The 17,453-nt window shown below is 35.1% G+C and carries 14 protein-coding genes; 4 read left to right on the forward strand and 10 right to left on the reverse strand.

What is annotated here, in order from left to right; all coding sequences use genetic code 11:
* Positions 1-92: 92 nt before the first annotated feature.
* The gene (locus tag LNP23_RS07110) at positions 93-773 is read left to right on the forward strand and encodes a DedA family protein (protein WP_047772773.1); all 681 of its coding nucleotides are present in this window, start codon (positions 93-95) and stop codon (positions 771-773) included.
* A gap of 443 nt (positions 774-1,216) precedes the next feature.
* Here the strand turns inward: LNP23_RS07110 and rodA are convergent, their stop codons facing one another.
* The 6 genes from rodA to purH all read right to left on the reverse strand — a co-directional run bounded on the left by rodA (position 1,217) and on the right by purH (position 8,477).
* Positions 1,217-2,452 (reverse strand): rod shape-determining protein RodA, encoded by a 1,236-nt coding sequence (rodA, locus tag LNP23_RS07115; protein WP_047772775.1) that lies wholly within the window; start codon positions 2,450-2,452, stop codon positions 1,217-1,219.
* A gap of 15 nt (positions 2,453-2,467) precedes the next feature.
* Positions 2,468-4,435, reverse strand: coding sequence for a penicillin-binding protein 2 (gene mrdA / locus LNP23_RS07120; RefSeq protein WP_230004410.1), 1,968 nt, complete (start codon positions 4,433-4,435; stop codon positions 2,468-2,470).
* On the reverse strand, positions 4,432-4,938 hold the full coding sequence (locus tag LNP23_RS07125) for a hypothetical protein (RefSeq protein ID WP_047772779.1): 507 nt from the start codon (positions 4,936-4,938) through the stop codon (positions 4,432-4,434). Before LNP23_RS07125 ends, mrdA begins: the two co-directional genes overlap by 4 nt.
* Positions 4,931-5,755: a rod shape-determining protein MreC gene (gene mreC, locus LNP23_RS07130; RefSeq protein ID WP_047772781.1), complete on the reverse strand. Its 825-nt coding sequence runs from the start codon at positions 5,753-5,755 to the stop codon at positions 4,931-4,933. The genes LNP23_RS07125 and mreC overlap by 8 nt, the downstream gene beginning before the upstream one ends.
* 111 nt (positions 5,756-5,866) lie before the next feature.
* Positions 5,867-6,895 (reverse strand): rod shape-determining protein, encoded by a 1,029-nt coding sequence (locus LNP23_RS07135; RefSeq protein ID WP_047772784.1) that lies wholly within the window; start codon positions 6,893-6,895, stop codon positions 5,867-5,869.
* Positions 6,896-6,950: 55 nt separating this feature from the next.
* Positions 6,951-8,477 carry a bifunctional phosphoribosylaminoimidazolecarboxamide formyltransferase/IMP cyclohydrolase gene (gene purH, locus LNP23_RS07140; protein WP_230004411.1) on the reverse strand — a complete coding sequence of 509 codons (1,527 nt, stop codon included), beginning with the start codon at positions 8,475-8,477 and terminating at the stop codon, positions 6,951-6,953.
* A 165-nt stretch (positions 8,478-8,642) separates the two neighbouring features.
* Between purH and LNP23_RS07145 the strand changes: the two genes are divergently transcribed.
* Positions 8,643-9,890, forward strand: a complete 1,248-nt coding sequence (locus tag LNP23_RS07145; RefSeq protein ID WP_047772788.1) for an ABC transporter permease — start codon at positions 8,643-8,645, stop codon at positions 9,888-9,890.
* Positions 9,891-9,985: 95 nt separating this feature from the next.
* The gene (locus LNP23_RS07150; protein ID WP_047772790.1) at positions 9,986-11,032 is read left to right on the forward strand and encodes an NAD(P)-dependent alcohol dehydrogenase; all 1,047 of its coding nucleotides are present in this window, start codon (positions 9,986-9,988) and stop codon (positions 11,030-11,032) included.
* Positions 11,033-11,354: 322 nt separating this feature from the next.
* Here LNP23_RS07150 and accD read toward each other — a convergent pair whose 3' ends face one another.
* The 3 genes from accD to tamL all read right to left on the reverse strand — a co-directional run bounded on the left by accD (position 11,355) and on the right by tamL (position 15,970).
* Positions 11,355-12,209: an acetyl-CoA carboxylase, carboxyltransferase subunit beta gene (accD, locus tag LNP23_RS07155; RefSeq protein ID WP_047772793.1), complete on the reverse strand. Its 855-nt coding sequence runs from the start codon at positions 12,207-12,209 to the stop codon at positions 11,355-11,357.
* 76 nt (positions 12,210-12,285) lie between these two features.
* The gene (fbaA, locus tag LNP23_RS07160) at positions 12,286-13,353 is read right to left on the reverse strand and encodes a class II fructose-bisphosphate aldolase (RefSeq protein WP_047772794.1); all 1,068 of its coding nucleotides are present in this window, start codon (positions 13,351-13,353) and stop codon (positions 12,286-12,288) included.
* 61 nt (positions 13,354-13,414) lie between these two features.
* Positions 13,415-15,970, reverse strand: coding sequence for a translocation and assembly module lipoprotein TamL (gene tamL / locus LNP23_RS07165; RefSeq protein ID WP_047772796.1), 2,556 nt, complete (start codon positions 15,968-15,970; stop codon positions 13,415-13,417).
* Positions 15,971-16,007: 37 nt separating this feature from the next.
* Between tamL and LNP23_RS07170 the strand changes: the two genes are divergently transcribed.
* Positions 16,008-16,736: a TrmH family RNA methyltransferase gene (locus tag LNP23_RS07170; RefSeq protein ID WP_047772798.1), complete on the forward strand. Its 729-nt coding sequence runs from the start codon at positions 16,008-16,010 to the stop codon at positions 16,734-16,736.
* 9 nt (positions 16,737-16,745) lie between these two features.
* On the opposite strand, the gene porT is transcribed toward LNP23_RS07170, so the two are convergent.
* Positions 16,746-17,453: a type IX secretion/gliding motility protein PorT/SprT gene (gene porT / locus LNP23_RS07175; RefSeq protein WP_047772800.1), complete on the reverse strand. Its 708-nt coding sequence runs from the start codon at positions 17,451-17,453 to the stop codon at positions 16,746-16,748.

The raw sequence follows: 17,453 nt of genomic DNA on the forward strand, positions 1-17,453 counted from the left end.
TCGTTAATTAATCTTTAAAATCCCGCATTTTATTGTGGTTGAAGTAAATTATTGCTACTTTCACGGACTTATAAATATAACCTAACGCATATATGAATAATTTTGACTGGACTCAATTAATAAACCCTGAATTTTATATTACATTAAGTGTCGGAGGGGTTCAAATTGGGTTGTATATTGTTCTGTTTATAGTATTCGCTGAGACAGGACTTTTTGCAGGTTTTTTTCTGCCTGGAGATAGCTTACTTTTTTTGGCAGGGATTTACAGTCGTGATTTGGTTGAAAGCGTTGTTCACATACCGGGAGATTTTATCAATGTATTTTTGCTTTCTCTTTTGGTTGCTATAATGGGAGTTTTAGGAAATATGACGGGATATTGGTTTGGAGCCAAAAGCGGTTATTACCTATTTAAAAAAGAAGATTCATTCTGGTTCAAAAAGAAATATTTATTGCAATCAAAAGACTTCTTTGAGAAATATGGTGGTAAAGCTATTATCTACGCTCGTTTCCTTCCAATCTTTAGAACTTTTGCCCCAATCATTGCCGGAATAGTTTCTATGGATAAAAAGAAATTCATGTTTTATAACATACTGAGTTCATTTCTTTGGTCGTTTATTTTGATCTTCTCTGGACATTATTTATACGGTGTCTTTTTAAAAGAAGGAATAGATTTAAAACAACATATTGAATATATAATCATCATAATTATTATCATTTCAACCTTGCCGGTCTTACTTAAAATTTTAAAGAAAAGACCAAGTGAGAATATCTAAAGAATCAAAAAGCCCGGAGTTTACTTCGGGCTTTTTTGTGTTTAAGGGTGTAATGAATTTTAAGTTTGTAGTATAAGCTATTGTTGACTGTACCATTTTTTTAGTAAAGAAAAATATGCTCTTACTATATATAATTTAGATTCTTATTTTTGTGGAGTTTTGCACACACACACATACAAGCTGTACTAAAAATTTAATGCTTTGAGAAATTTTTCACGCAGATTTAGCAGATTGCACAGATTTTTTTAAGAGGTGAATAAGATCGGCCTAATCTGCTAAATCTGCGTGCAAAAGAAAATATTTGCGAACCTTTACTTTATTTTAATCGCAAAGTATAGGCAAGGACACAAAGATAGTCCGCAAAGATCGCAACGCTAGTGTGAGTGTTAAGAGCTCTTTGCAATAAGCTTACCCTAAACGCATAAATTTGGAATTTAACCCCACTACCATTCATTAACCTTATTGGCATCCATTTTTAAGAAGATAAACAACAAAATAGTGAATCCCCAGAGTCCGGAGCCTCCATAAGAAAAGAAGGGCAGAGGAACCCCGATTGTCGGGAAAATTCCGGCAACCATGGCAATGTTTACGAAAAAGTGTGTGAATAAAATTCCGGCAACACAATATCCGTATACGCGGCTGAATTTTGTTTTTTGTCTTTCGGCTAAGTAAATGACTCTTAGAAATAATCCAACAAAAAGAGCAATAACAACCATTGAGCCTAGAAATCCCCATTCTTCACCAACGGTTGTAAAAATGTAATCCGTATGTTGTTCGGGTACAAAGCCTCCTTTGGTTTGAGTTCCTTCCAGAAAACCTTTTCCTATCCAACCACCGGATCCGATAGCAATTTCAGATTGATTGGTGTTGTATCCAATACCTTTCATGTCTACCGTTTTTCCTAAAAGAATATTAAAACGATCCCTGTGGTGCTGCTTGAAGACATTGTCGAAAACATAATCAACAGATAAAACAAAACAGGAAACAATAGCGAGTAAGATTCCGCTTAAAAGAAGGTTTCGATCTACAACTCGGCCTTTAAAATGGATGATGGTCAAAACACCTAGTGAAATTAATATCACAACGTAAGGTTCCAGAACGAGTGTAAGTACGAATAATAGGATGGCCAAAAATCCTGTCCAGACATACCATGCAGGTAGACCTTCTCTAAATAAAACCACAATAAAAATACTGTATATCAAGGCGCTTCCCGGGTCAGGTTGTGGCAAGATCAGAAGAACCGGCAGAAAAACAATGGCTAAAGCCTGAATCTGTCTGTTGGTTTCTTTTAAATTGATTTGACTATCGCTTAAATATTTCGCTAAAGCTAAGGATGTTGCTGCTTTTGCAAACTCAGAAGGTTGTATGGTAAAACTTCCAATGGCATACCAACATCTCTGACCGGCGATCGTTTTTCCAAAAAGAAATAATCCGGCTAATGATAATAAAGAGACGCCAAAAATAATAGTAGCATACTTTTCGTAGAATTTACCATCTACAAAAAGAACAACAAATATTAAAGGTATCGTACAGGCAATAAATATTAATTGCTTTTCATAAGTGCCATCAGTAGATAATAATGAAGAAGAATAAATGTTCAGCCATCCTAAAACTACCAATATAGCATAGATGACCACACTTATCCAGTCAATATTATTTTTTACACTTTGATTTCTCATTTGAAATAATCTTTATTAATTCTCTTTTGTTGTGTCTACTGTGGTTTTTTTGATCTCTGTTTTTGGGGTTACTGTTTTTGGAACAATAATCTTAGCTTTTAAGATGGAGTCTTTAGGGGTGGATTCTATTGCGCTTGCTTCTTTCATTCCTCCTAATTTTGCATATTCCGCTACCAAACTTTTGTTTAAAACACGAACTTCTAAATCATTTCTTGAAGTGATTTTTCTACGTAAGTATTTTTCTATCATCAAACTGGCAATAGGACCTGCAACTGTTGCTCCAAAACCTCCGTTTTCAATCATAATAGCAATTGCAATCTTCGGATTGTCCTTAGGGGCAAATGCAACAAATATAGAGTGATCTTTAAGCTGTGTTCTTTTTCCGTTGATTTTGGCAAAGTTTTCTGCTGTACCTGTTTTTCCACAAATATCAATTCCTTCTACTCTTAAAGAATAAGCCGTTCCTTTATTGTACACATCAAACAAACCACTGATCACGGGAGGAAAATATTTTTTGTCTATCGTAGTCTCGTGTCTGGTGGTGAATTTAGCGTCTATTTTTTTTCCTTCAATTTTTTTAATGATATGAGGCGTGTAATAATAACCCTGATTAGCAACGGTCGCCATCATATTGGCCAGCTGAATTGGGGTCATTAAAACCTCTCCCTGACCAATAGAGTTTGATACAATTGTTGTACTTCTCCAACCACCGTTTGGATATATTTTTTTGTAGGTTTTAGAAGTTGGAATGTTTCCTCTCTTACCCGTAGGTAAATCATACCCCATAAACTGACCTAATCCAAAACTTTTTACGTGATTGCTCCAAATGTCAACCGCTTGTCCCGGGTTTTTGTATTTGTTAATCGTTAACATGTACGACTGAGCGAAATACGTATTACACGAATTGTAAATTCCGTTGTGCAATTGATGTGGACCAAAACCGTGACATTTCATAAAACGACCTCTACCATAACTAAAACCGTGATGGCACATAAAAGTAGTTTGCTCATTGATGACACCTTCCTGTAAAGCGACCAATCCGGTTAAGATTTTAAAAGGCGAACCGGGAGGGTATTCTGCTAAAAGACCTCTGTCGTACAATGGTTTGGCGATCGAGTCATGATACAAAAGCGTATAGTTTTTAGATCGTTGTCTTCCAACTAAAATACCGGGATCATAAGAAGGAGCAGTAACTAATGCAAGAATTTCACCGGTTTTAGGCTCAATCGCAACAATTCCTCCTCTTTTATTGATCATTAATTCTTCGCCGTATTTCTGAAGTTCAGCATCAATGGTTAAATTAATGTCTTCTCCGGCTACTGCAATAGTATCGTATTTCCCTTCTTTATAAGAGCCGATTTCTCTGTTATATTTGTCTTTTTGAATGTATTTTACCCCTTTTATTCCGCGTAAAATTTCCTCGTAGCTTTCTTCGACCCCTTGTTTACCGATCAAATCACCACTGTTGTAATACGGGTTTTTGGCAATTAATCTTTCATTCACCTGTGTGATGAATCCAAAGATATTAGCTCCGTAATCTACTTCGTAATCTCTAAGGGATCTTTTTTGGAAATAGAAACCTTCAAATTTTCTGATTTTCTCCTGAAAAGCAGCAAATTCGGATTTGTTTAATTGAGGTAAAAATACAGAAGGTAACCTTGGACTGTATACTTTGGCTTTTGCTATTTTTTTTTCGTAATCCTCTTTTGTGATATTCAACAGCGTGCAAAGTTCATTAATATTAATGTTTTCTTTGATTTCGCGTGGAATAACCATGATGTCATAAGAAGCCTGATTGGCAACCATTAATTTGCCATATCGATCGTATATGTAACCTCTTTCAGGATAGTCATACACTTTTTTTATCGCATTATTTTCTGATTTTAATTTGAAAGAATCATCTATAATTTGCAAATAAAATATCCTGATCACTAGCAAAGATGCTGCAATAATAATTAAAGAGGGCAGCAGAACTTTTCTCATCTTTTATTGGGCTTAATAAGATATATTATTATGACTGAAATGATAATGGTAAATATCGAGCTGAACAAAGTTCGAAGCAAAATATCCCAGATGAATTTAAATTGAAAAGCTTCAAGTGTAAATAGTATGATATGATGTAATACAACCGATAATAAAATAAAGGAGAATCGCTCAGGAGTTAAAGACTCGTTTAGTTTTATGGTTTGATATTCATAACTCAATCCAAATGAAAATTTGAAAATATAAGGCCTGTAATAAGCCAATATAACAGAAGCAGTCGCATGGATTCCTCCTGAATTACAAAACATATCCATGGCCAGTCCAAGTAAAAAACTTGAGATAATCAGACCTGATTTGTTGCTGTTTACAGGATAGAGAATTATAAATAAAATATACGGAAAAGGACTTATGTATCCCAGGAAATTCATATTGTTGAAAATAACAACCTGAATGGCCAGTAATACAATAAATCGAAAAATATTGAGTAACAATGCGCTATTCATCTTTCCCCTTTTTTTCTAAATTAATAAGTTCTTCTCTGTCTTTGCTTTTAATGATGTAAACATGTCCAAGATTGGTCATATCATTAAACAGTTTTACGTTTATGACATAAAAACTGGTTTTGTTTTTCACGTAAATTTTGTCTACCGTACCAATATTGATTCCTTCCGGGAAAATTACAGATTGTCCACCGGTAACAATGGTATCTCCTTTTCTGATTGAAGCCAGTCTTGGAACGTCTTCCAGTTGAACAAAACCGGTACTTTTTCCATCCCAGGTTAAAGAACCAAAGTGATTTGATTTTTTAATTTTCGCATTGATCTGTGATTTCATATTCAAAATACTTACCACAGTAGAATATCTGTTAGAGGTATTGTCTACAACACCGATAATTCCTAAACTATTGATAACTCCCATATCTTGCTTAACACCGTCGCTTGCTCCGGAGTTCAGGGTGATGTAGTTTTCGTGTGTACTGTAGGAATTGTGAATTACTTTTGAAACAATGATATCGGCAGGTTTTACCCCTTTAATGGTATCTTTTAAAGGTATTTTGGTTGTATCTTCTTTGTTGAATAAAAGACTTTTTAATCTTGCGTTTTCAAGTACAAGTTCGTCGTTTTCGGTTTTTAAATTCAAATATTCGTTGATACGATTAATGCGTTCATAAACACCTCCGCTTAAAAAATTAGCGGAACTGATTACTCTGCTTCGGTGGTAGGAATGAGATTGAATTGTGAGGGCCAACGAAATGCCTAAAAGCAGCAAAAACAGCAATCGATTACTGTTTCTTATAATGAAATTAAAAATTTGCTGCATTTCTTGTTCGGTTATTTTGTTTCAGGATATGCTTTTGGGTTCAAGTTTTACCAAAGTCAGATGGTTCAATCTGACTCTGATAAAAAGATATTGATTGTTATTTTTTGAATCTTATTTGATTAAGATACTTTTGAACTTAGTAATGTTTTTAAGTGCCATTCCTGTTCCACGAACAACAGCTCTTAATGGATCTTCAGCAATATAAACCGGTAAATCTGTTTTTTGAGAAATACGTTTGTCAAGACCTCTCAACATAGATCCACCACCTGCTAAATAAATACCGGTATTGTAGATGTCTGCTGCTAATTCAGGAGGAGTTTGCGATAAAGTTTCCATTACAGCATCTTCAATACGTTGGATTGATTTATCTAATGCTTTAGCAATTTCACGGTACGAAACATCTACCTGTTTTGGTTTTCCGGTAAGTAAATCTCTACCTTGAACAGACATATCTTCAGGAGGGCTTTCAAGATCTTCGATCGCAGCTCCGATTTGTATTTTTATTTTTTCTGCAGTACTCTCTCCAACAAAAAGGTTGTGTTGGGTACGCATGTAATAAACAATATCATTTGTGAATACGTCACCTGCAATTTTTACAGATTTGTCACATACAATTCCGCCTAATGCAATAACAGCAATTTCAGTTGTTCCACCACCGATATCAACAATCATGTTTCCTTTAGGTTGCATGATATCAATACCAATACCAATTGCCGCAGCCATTGGTTCGTGTATCAAATAAACTTCTTTACCGTTTACTCTTTCACAAGATTCTTTTACGGCACGCATTTCAACCTCCGTAATTCCAGACGGAATACATACTACCATTCTTAAAGCTGGAGTAAACATTCTTTTTTTCAATGCCGGAATACTTTTAATGAACATATTGATCATTTTTTCTGAGGCATCAAAATCTGCAATTACACCATCTTTCAAGGGCCTTATGGTCTTGATGTTTTCATGTGTTTTACCTTGCATCATGTTGGCTTCCTTACCAACAGCAATGATTTTGCCTGATATTCGATCACGTGCAACGATTGACGGACTATCAATAACAACTTTATCATTATGTATGATTAAAGTGTTTGCGGTACCAAGGTCTATCGCGATATCCTCGGTCATGAAATCAAAAAATCCCATAAGTTTTTTAGGGGTTTAAAATGTTATAATTAATTATCGAACAAAGTTAAACAAATTAATGTTTAAAATGACGTGTTCCTGTAAATACCATTGCAAGATTGTTTTCGTTGCAATAATTTATGCTTAATTCGTCTTTTATTGATCCTCCTGGCTGAATAACAGCTGTTATTCCTGCTTTTTTGGCTAATTCTACACAATCCGGAAATGGGAAAAATGCGTCGCTCGCCATTGAAGCTCCTGTTAGATCAAATCCGAAAGCTTTAGCCTTATCAATAGCCTGCATTAAAGCATCAACTCTTGAAGTCTGACCAGTTCCTGACGAAATTAATGTTCCGTTTTTCGCAAAAACAATCGTATTTGATTTTGTGTTTTTACAAATTTTTGAAGCAAATATTAAGTCTTCTATTTCCTGAGCAGTCGGCTCTGTAGTAGTAACGGTTTTTAAGTGCTCTTTAGTATCTGTAATATTGTTTCTGTCCTGAATTAACAAACCATTAAGACATGTTCTCACTTGTCTTGAAGGTAATTCAACTTCATTTTGAACTAATATGATTCTGTTTTTCTTTTCTTGTAAAACGGTAATAGCTTCAGCATCATAACTTGGAGCAATTACAACCTCACAGAATAATTTGTTGATTTCCTGTGCTGTAGCCAAATCAATTTTAGTATTAGCAATCAAAACACCACCAAAAGCAGATGTCGGATCACAAGCCAAAGCAGCTAAATAAGCTTCATTGATTGTTTTTCTTGAAGCTAAACCACAAGCATTATTATGTTTTAAAATAGCAAATGTTGGTCCGTCCGTTTTAAACTCATTAATTAAGTTTACTGCAGCATCTACATCAAGTAAGTTGTTGTAAGATAACTCTTTTCCGTGAACTTTTTTGAACATTGCGTCAAAATCTCCGAAAAAGAATCCTTTTTGGTGTGGATTTTCGCCATAACGTAAAATCTGACCGTTATCAATACTTTCTTTATAGATGGTTTCATCTGTATTGAAATAATTGAAGATAGCGCCATCATAATGAGACGAAACGTGAAATGCTTTTGTAGCAAACAATTTTCTGTTCTCAAGAGTTGTTGCTCCGTTTTGTTCTGTGATCAAATCCAAAAGCAAACTATATTCGTTAACAGAAGCTACAATTACAGTGTCTTTGAAATTTTTTGCTCCGGCACGAATCAATGAAATTCCGCCAATATCAATTTTTTCAATAATATCTTGTTCGCTAGCTCCGGATGCAACTGTTTTTTCAAACGGGTATAAATCAACGATAACTAAATCAATCTGTGGAATGTCAAATTCTTTCATTTGTTTAACATCACTTTCATTATCCTGACGGTTCAGGATCCCTCCAAAAATTTTCGGGTGTAATGTTTTTACTCTTCCGCCAAGGATCTCAGGGAAAGAAGTAATGTCTTCAACAGGAACTACAGGAATACCTAAATTTTTAATAAAATCTTCAGTTCCTCCGGTTGAATAAAGAGTTACGTTTTGTTCGTGTAATTTTCTAACGATTGGTTCCAGTCCGTCTTTAGAAAAAACAGAAATTAATGCCGATTGTATTGTTTTAGTTGTGCTCATTGTGTAGTTATGATTTTCAGACTGCAAAAGTAGTTTTTTTATATATTATTTTAAAGAAAATTAATGTAACATTATGCTAAATAAATCTACTGATGAGTAAGTTAACTTTTATTAGGTTTTTGATTTTAATTTTTTGAATTTTACTTTACAGAAAAATACTTACATATGCTGGTTTATCTACGGTTGTTAAAAGAAAGTTTAAGCTTTGCCATAAATGCTTTGCGGAATAATAAATTACGTACGCTGTTGTCATTGCTTGGTGTTACCATTGGTATCTTTTCGATTATTACCGTACTTGCCGCTGTGGATTCGTTAGATCGTAAAATTTCTAAGGATTTGAGCAGTTTAGATAAAAACACCATTTATCTGATGAAATATTGTTTTGGACCATCGGAAATCCCACAATGGAAAAGAGAACAATTTCCGAATGTGAAATACGATGAGTATGTTGCTTTGAAAAATTCTCTTACCAATACCGATCAGGTCGGTTATCAGCTTTTTGTAAAACATGAAACGCTGAAATATGATTCTAAAACTGTTGCCGATGTAAATATTGTTCCTTCTTCATTTGAAATGGTCGATATTGACGGATTGAGTTTTGATAAAGGAAGATTTTACAATGAATCAGAATCGAATTCGGGGACTCCGGTAATTGTTTTGGGATATGAGATCGCCGACGGCCTTTTTGGAACAAGTGACCCAATTGGAAAAAATATCCGTTTGTACGGACAGCGTTTTACCGTCATTGGTGTTATAGCAAAACAAGGAGCCGGTTTTTTTGGAGACAGCAATGATACTTCTGTTTATTTGCCGGCAAATTTTTTACGACGAATGTATGGCGATAGTGACTCTATGACACCTGTAATTGTTTTGAAGCCTGTAAAAGGAGTTGATATGGATGCCTATAAAGCAGAAGTAGCCCAGAAAATAAGAGGGATTCGCGGAATGAAAGCTGGAGAAATTGATAATTTTTTCGTCAATGTACTTTCCGGTTTTACCGATCTTATCGATGGTATTTTAGGTACTTTACGTGTAGGTGGAATTTGTATAAGTTTCTTTTCTTTTCTAGTGGGAGGATTTGGAGTGGCTAATATTATGTTTGTTTCTGTAAAAGAACGAACTAATTTAATAGGGATTCAGAAATCATTAGGTGCCAAAAACAAATTTATTCTGTTTCAGTTTTTGTTTGAAGCAATTATCCTTTGTTTAATAGGCGGAATAATTGGAATTATGATTGTTTGGCTTTTGTCTATTTTACTAACTAGTTTACTGGATTTTGAATTTGTCTTAAGTTTTAGTAATATTATAATTGGATCCGGATTGTCGATCATTGTCGGGTTAATTTCAGGAATCTTGCCTGCGATCTCTGCATCAAAATTAGATCCGGTAGAGGCTATCAGAGCGGGAATGTAATTTGGATGCTGAAATTTCATGATTTTACAACTTCCCGTTTTATTTTGGTGTAGAATTTTATTGTAAATTTAATAGCTAAATTAAAATTTAATAAAATGATACCAGTAAAAGCTTATGCGGCATATGATGCTGTAAATCCGTTAAAACCCTATACGTTTGAAAGAAAAGAAGTTGGTGCTCATCAGGTTCAGATAGAAATCTTGTATAGTGGTGTTTGCCATTCCGATATTCATACTGTAAAAGGAGATTGGGGACCTATAAATTACCCATTGGTTCCGGGTCACGAAATTGTAGGCCGAATTGTGGCTGTTGGAAGTGAAGTTTCTAAATTTAAAGTTGGAGAACTGGCCGGGATAGGTTGTTTTGTAGATTCCTGCAGAACCTGTCCAAGTTGTCAGTCAGGTGAGGAGCAGTTTTGTGATGAAGGAATGACCGGAACCTACAACAGCGTAGAAAGAGGAACAGATATTCCGACTCGTGGCGGCTATTCAAGCAGTATTATTGTCGATGAAAATTATACCCTTCATGTTTCCGAAAAATTAGATTTAAAAGGAGTAGCGCCTTTGTTGTGCGCAGGAATCACGACTTATTCGCCGTTGCGTTATTTAAAAGTAGGTAAAGGACATAAAGTAGGTGTTTTGGGTTTAGGCGGTTTAGGACATATGGCGGTAAAATTTGCCGTTTCTTTTGGTGCCGAAGTGACGATGTTGAGTCATTCTCCCTCTAAAGAAGCCGATGCCAAAAAGTTGGGAGCACATCATTTTGCTTTAACTTCAAATCCTGAAACAATGGATTCGTTAGCCAACAGTTTCGATTTTATTCTGAATACCGTTTCGGCTAAACACGATCATAATGCTTATTTGAATTTGTTAAAAACGAATGGAACTATGATTGTAGTGGGAGCTCCTCCGGCGCCTGCAGAAATCCCTGTTTTTACGTTAATCATGAAAAGAAGAAGCATCATAGGAAGTTTAATCGGAGGGATAAAAGAGACTCAGGAAATGCTGGATTATTGTGCAGAACACAACATCACATCAGATGTAGAAATAATCGATATGGATTATATTAACGAGGCTTACGATCGAATGAACAAAAGCGATGTGAAATATCGTTTTGTGATTGATATGGCTTCTTTGAAGTAGTTGCTAAGGTTCTGAGGAACTAAGATTCTAAGTTTTTTAAATCCTTGCGATCTTTGCGTAGACCCTTGCGTGTTTTGCAGTTAAGTTTTTTAACCGCAAAATACGCAAGGTTTTTTTTGTCTTGAGCGCTAAGTTTGCAAAGCGTTGTGTTTAGGTTTTGTTTTTGAATTGCCTCCAGCTTTAGCTGGAGGTATAAATTGATAGAAAGGCAGGGCTTTAGCCAAATAAAAACAGCCTTCTTCCTCTTCAGGTTAATCAAATATTTAGATATAAAAAAATCCCAAGAAGCAAATCTTGGGATTTTAATTTTAGAAGTTTAAAACTATCTAATTTCATTATTTTGAATCAAATCGATATACAAATTGATTTTGTCTTTTAATTCTTTTCTAGGCGTGATAAAGTCAAGGAAACCGTGCTCTAAAAGAAATTCGGCAGTTTGAAAACCTTCCGGTAAATCTTTTCCGGTAGTATCACGTACCACACGAGGGCCTGCAAAACCAATCAAAGCACCAGGCTCGGAAATATTGATATCTCCTAACATGGCATAAGAAGCAGTAGTTCCTCCTGTAGTTGGGTCTGTACATAAAGAAATGTACGGTAATCCAGCTTCAGCAAGCTGCGCTAATTTTACAGATGTTTTGGCTAATTGCATTAACGAGTAAGCTGCTTCCATCATACGAGCACCTCCTGATTTTGAAATCATCACGAAAGGTAATTTGTTTTGGATTGCGTGATTAATTCCTCTTGCAATTTTTTCTCCTACAACAGCTCCCATAGATCCACCAATAAAGGCAAAATCCATACAGCAGATTACAAGGTCTTTTCCTTTAGATTTCCCCACTCCGGTACGCACAGCGTCTTTAAGGTGAGTTTTTTCCATTACATCTTTTAATCGGTCTGCATATTTTTTTGTATCCACAAAATGCAAAGGATCTTTAGAAGTCATGTTTTTGTCTAATTCAACAAATTCATTGTTGTCGAATAAAATCTCAAAGTAGGTTGCGCTTCCAATTCTAACGTGGAAATCATCTTCAGGGCTAACAAATAAGTTTCTTGCTAATTCGTCAGCATCAATAATTTTTCCGGTAGGAGATTTGTACCACAATCCTTTCGGAACGTCCATCTTGTCTTCTGTAGCGGTTGTAATCCCTTTTTCCTGTCTTTTAAACCAAGCCATATCTGTTGTTTTTTGTTGTTTCAGGTTTAAAGTTCAAAGTTGTGAAACTTGAAACCTGAAACTTGGAACTTTTTTATTATAATGTATTCACGTTATTCAAGTCTGCAAAAGCTTGTTCAAGTCTTGTGTTGAATGTCACTTCGCTTTCACGTACCCATTTTCTTGGGTCATAGTATTTTTTATTCGGAACATCAGCACCATCAGGGTTACCGATTTGTGTTTTTAAATAGTCAATGTTTTTAACCATATAATCACGAATTCCTTCTGTATAAGCAAATTGTAAATCTGTATCGATGTTCATTTTGATTACTCCGTATCCAATAGCTTCTCTGATTTCTTCAAGTGTAGAACCTGAACCTCCGTGGAAAACGAAATCTACCGGGTTGTGACCAGTGTTGAATTTGTTTTGAACGAAATCCTGAGAATTTTTTAAGATTTTTGGAGTCAATTTTACGTTTCCTGGTTTGTAAACACCATGAACGTTACCAAAAGCAGCTGCAATTGTAAATTTAGGACTTACTTTAGATAATTCTTCGTAAGCAAAAGCTACTTCTTCTGGTTGTGTATATAATTTTGAGCTGTCTACATCAGAGTTGTCAACACCATCTTCTTCACCACCTGTAATACCAAGCTCGATTTCTAATGTCATACCCATTTTGCTCATTCTTGCTAAGTATTCTTTACAGATCTCAATGTTTTCTTCGATTGGCTCTTCAGACAAATCGATCATATGAGAACTGAATAATGGTTTTCCTGTTGCTGCAAAATGTTCTTCAGAAGCATCTAATAAACCGTCGATCCAAGGCAATAATTTTTTTGCGCAATGGTCTGTATGTAAAATTACAGTTGCACCATAAGCTTCCGCTAAAGCGTGAATATGTTTTGCTCCGGCGATTCCACCAGCGATAGCTGATTTTTCGTTAGCATTAGATAATCCTTTACCAGCATTAAATTGTGCTCCACCGTTTGAAAATTGAATGATAACTGGCGCATTTAGTTTTGCTGCAGTCTCAAGAACTCCATTAATAGTACTTGACCCCGTCACGTTTACTGCCGGAAGTGCAAATCCTTTTTCTTTTGCATATTTAAAAATCTCTTGTACCTGATCTCCCGTAGCTACTCCTGGTTTAATGTTGTGTGCCATTGTTAATTTTTTTTATAGTTGTTTTTAGTTTTTAGGTTGCAAAAATAAGAATTAATTAGCATTAGAAAGGATAATTTATTCCAAAATTTACAACCATGTGACCAAAATTATATTCTTTAAACCAGCGGTCTCCCTTCTCATGTGCCGGATTATAAGTCTTGAAGCCCGTATCTAAACGAATAACAAAAAAGCTTAAATCGTAACGAAAACCAAATCCTGTTCCCAAAGCGATTTCAGCTAAATCGTTTAAGTTGTCAAATTTTGCTTTCTCATCGGTGACATTATCGAGCACATTCCAGATATTTCCGGCGTCTGCAAAGATCGCTCCTTTTAAATCTCCGAAGATTTTAAATCTAAATTCACCACTAAGCGCAATTTTCATATTGGCCTCGTTAAAGTCGTTGGATGCATTTGTACTTCCCGGACCCAAAGAGTAAGGTTGCCAGGCACGATTATCATTTGAACCTCCCGAATAATAACTTCGCGAGAAAGGAATGTAATCGGAATTGCCAAACGGAATTGCGATTCCAAAAAAGCTTCTTACGGCCAAAACTTTTTCTTTTCCAAAATCCCAGTGTTTGATATAGTCAAATTCGGTTTTTATATATTCGGAATATTCTAAGTTGAATATTTCGTAATTACCGTTGGTGTTTTTAGGTAAGCTTGCAATATTTGAAATAGCAGATAATAAGGTTCCTGCGGTTTCTATTTTTGTCTTAAACTGATAAAATGTATTGTCCGCTAAATCTTTTTTGGTTGTTTTGGTAAAAGTATAGCTAGTGGCCAGAATAAAATCATTTTCTGTCAGACGGACTCTTCGTTCTTCGATACTTTCCACTTCCTTGTAATCAGGATTTGACGGGGTCAGACTAGTTTGTCCGTTGAGAACCTGATTGGTGAAATTGGTTGTTCCTTTTGTGATGATCAGATCCCCATTTTCATCTAAATTCGTGGGATCTGTATTGTAGACGTTGGCAATATCGTTCAACTCATTATAAGAAGAAGTATAGACATTAAAATAATTGTCGGGATTTAAGTTCCGTACAAATTGTGCGTTAAGTAATTCGAATTTTGCTGTATTGAATCGTTTAGGCGACCAGTTATAAGCAAGTCCTCCCGTAAAATTCTCTTTGTCCAGACCTATATTCCTCTGTTTCGAAAAACCACTGGAGATACTGGTAGATGGAATCATTCTTTTAGGAATGATTTTTTCTGTTCCGAAAGGCAATAAGATTCTCGGGAAATTTAATTTCATATCAAGACCATATTCCGAAACATTAAAGAAATTGTTATTCGGATTGGCCATGTCTTTTGACGAACCTATGTTTACACGTGCAGAAATTTCTAAGGTTTCTGCTCTGTTAAATACATTTCGAATCGTTTGAGAGATACTGGCACCAATTCCAAAATCCTGAATATTAGAATGCGTCAGATCGAGCGTAGCACCGAAACTGTATTTTTTCCTTGGGGTTAAAAAAACATTGGCAATAAGAGATTGCGCAGTTGAGTCGCGTTTGTCGACTTCGTATTGTATAGACGGATAATTAAAAATCTTTAGATTGTTCAGGTATCGAGACGAAAGTGTTGTTCGGGTATCAGAAAAAACACTTCCTTTTGTGATAAAAATGGCGTCTGTAATAGCGCGCGGTTTGTATTTTAATTTTTTGTAACTGTATAAATTAAAGTTGTTGTAGGTGGTGCTGTCTTTAATTTGACCTTTTGAATTAGCCGCCGAATAATCCGTATAGATATTTACATCACTAATTTTGTATAGTTTAAAAGGCTCTGTACGACTGGAATCTTTTTCCTGAATGGTATTGTTGCTGATAATTAAATTGACATCAGCCTTGTTCTTTTTGCCGATTGTATCAATGTCATACGATACATAAGTAGGTTGAAAGTAATAAGCACCATGATTTCTGAAGTAGGTCGTAATACGATTTTTCTCTTCTTCAAAGTCGGAAGTTTTAAATTGATTTCCGGATTTTATTAAGGAGGTTTCTTTGTTCGTTTTGTATAAGGAATCTAATGCAGGAGTTAAAATAGAGGTTCTGACTGAATCTAAAAGATAAGCCGGACCTGTAGTAATATTATAATTGATTTTGGCTTTTTTGCGCCCGATACTGTCAATGTTATAGGCCGTTTTCACATTAAAATAACCATTATTGAAATAGTAAAATTTCAAACGTAATAAGGTTTTTTTTGTTTTTGAAGTGTCGATAATTACAGGAGCTTCTCCGGTATTTTTTAAAAATTCATGAATACCTTTATATAAAAAAGACTGCCCAAGTCGGTCTACTTGTTTTGCAGATAATAGTTTCGACTGGCGCTCGTACAAGCCCGGATTATTTTTGAATTTTGCCTGATAAGTAGAATCTGGATTTAAATTGGCTAAGTTGTATAAATTCAAACGCAATTTGTATCCTAATAAAGTTCCGTTTGGTTTTTGATACATCTGATTAGATGCCGTTTCATCATTTGTAGACTTTCCATTAACAAGAATATTGTTTTTAATAAGAAGACTTTTCCCGTCGGGAACTCTTTTTACAGCATTACAAGCGCAAATAAGTATTGCTATTAGAATAAATGCTAGTATTTTTGTGGAATTCTTTTTCAAGTGTTATTTAATATTTAATTCAAAAGTACATTATTTTATGGTTAGTAAAAACCAAATAAAGCTTATATCAGGTTTACATCAAAAAAAGCAACGTTTTGCAAATCAGTTATTTTTCGCCGAAGGAGTGAAAGTAATTCAGGAACTCTTGCAATCTAACTTTGAATTAGAACATTTGTATACTACACAAAATGATTTTGAAACCGTTCATTCTTCAAAGCGCACGCTTATCAATGAGCAGGAACTTAAGAAAATAAGTGCTTTGTCAACTCCAAATACCTGTCTGGCAGTTTTCAAAATGCCTTCAGAAAACAAAATTAACGATACTGGTTTAATCCTGGCGTTAGATGATATCCGTGATCCGGGAAATTTGGGAACCATTTTGCGTTTGTGTGATTGGTTTGGAATTAAGCAACTTATTTGTTCAAAAGAAACCGTTGATATTTACAATCCAAAAGTTGTACAGGCCACAATGGGGTCTATCACCAGGGTAAATGTAAATTATGTCGATTTAGACACGTTTCTTTCACAAACAAAATTGCCTGTTTTTGGAACATTTATGAACGGAGAGAACATTTATCAATCTAATTTACCGCAGGACGGGATCATTATTATGGGTAATGAAGCGAACGGTATTTCTGAAGAGATTGAAAAAAGGGTTACAAGCCGACTCACAATTCCAAGATTTGGAGAGCTGCAAAAAACCGAAAGTTTAAATGTAGCTACCGCAACAGCAATTATTCTCAGTGAGTTTAAACGAAATAGTTAGTGTTTTGTTTTAATGAAAAGTGAAATTTACTAAAATTGCTCTCGATTTCATAGAATCAATATTGTCTGTCCATGGACTTGGTGTACCCGGATTATCTCGAATCAATTCATCCGAAATACCAAACATACCCCTAATAGAAGGAGAGAAAATAAAATATTCTGTAAAAAGATCAATTCCAAAACCAAGCTCATAAGCAGCAGTCCATTGTTTAACTCTGAATTTTTGCTCGTGATTATCATCTTCCGATTTTGCATTACTGGACAGATTCAACGTTGTTGACATTCCACCGACTAAATACGGACGGATATTTCCTGTTCGCAAAGCAGAGAATTTTAACAATAAAGGAAAATGAATATAGGTGCTGTTTACCTCTCTCAAATAATCTTTTTTATCGGGAAGTGGGTAATACAAGTCACGCTTGGTATAATACAAGCCCGGTTCAAAGCGCAGGTTAATATATTCCTGCAATCTTAAATCGGCAACAACTCCAACATTAAAACCGGTTGTTTTTTTTACCTGAATATCCTGTTGTACGGGATTTTTGTAATCAAACTTAAAGTCGAAACTATTAAAGCCAAGGTAATAACCAAAATAGACTCGTTGTTTTTGCCAGTTTTCGAGGTTAGTAATAGGGTCTTTGCTAAACATGTTTTTAGCAAATTGTGAATATCCCTTTGTCGATAAGGCTAATAAAATTAAGATTACTGTTTTTTTCAT

Origin of the sequence: Flavobacterium cupriresistens (assembly GCF_020911925.1) — a bacterium.
Lineage (GTDB): Bacteria > Bacteroidota > Bacteroidia > Flavobacteriales > Flavobacteriaceae > Flavobacterium > Flavobacterium cupriresistens.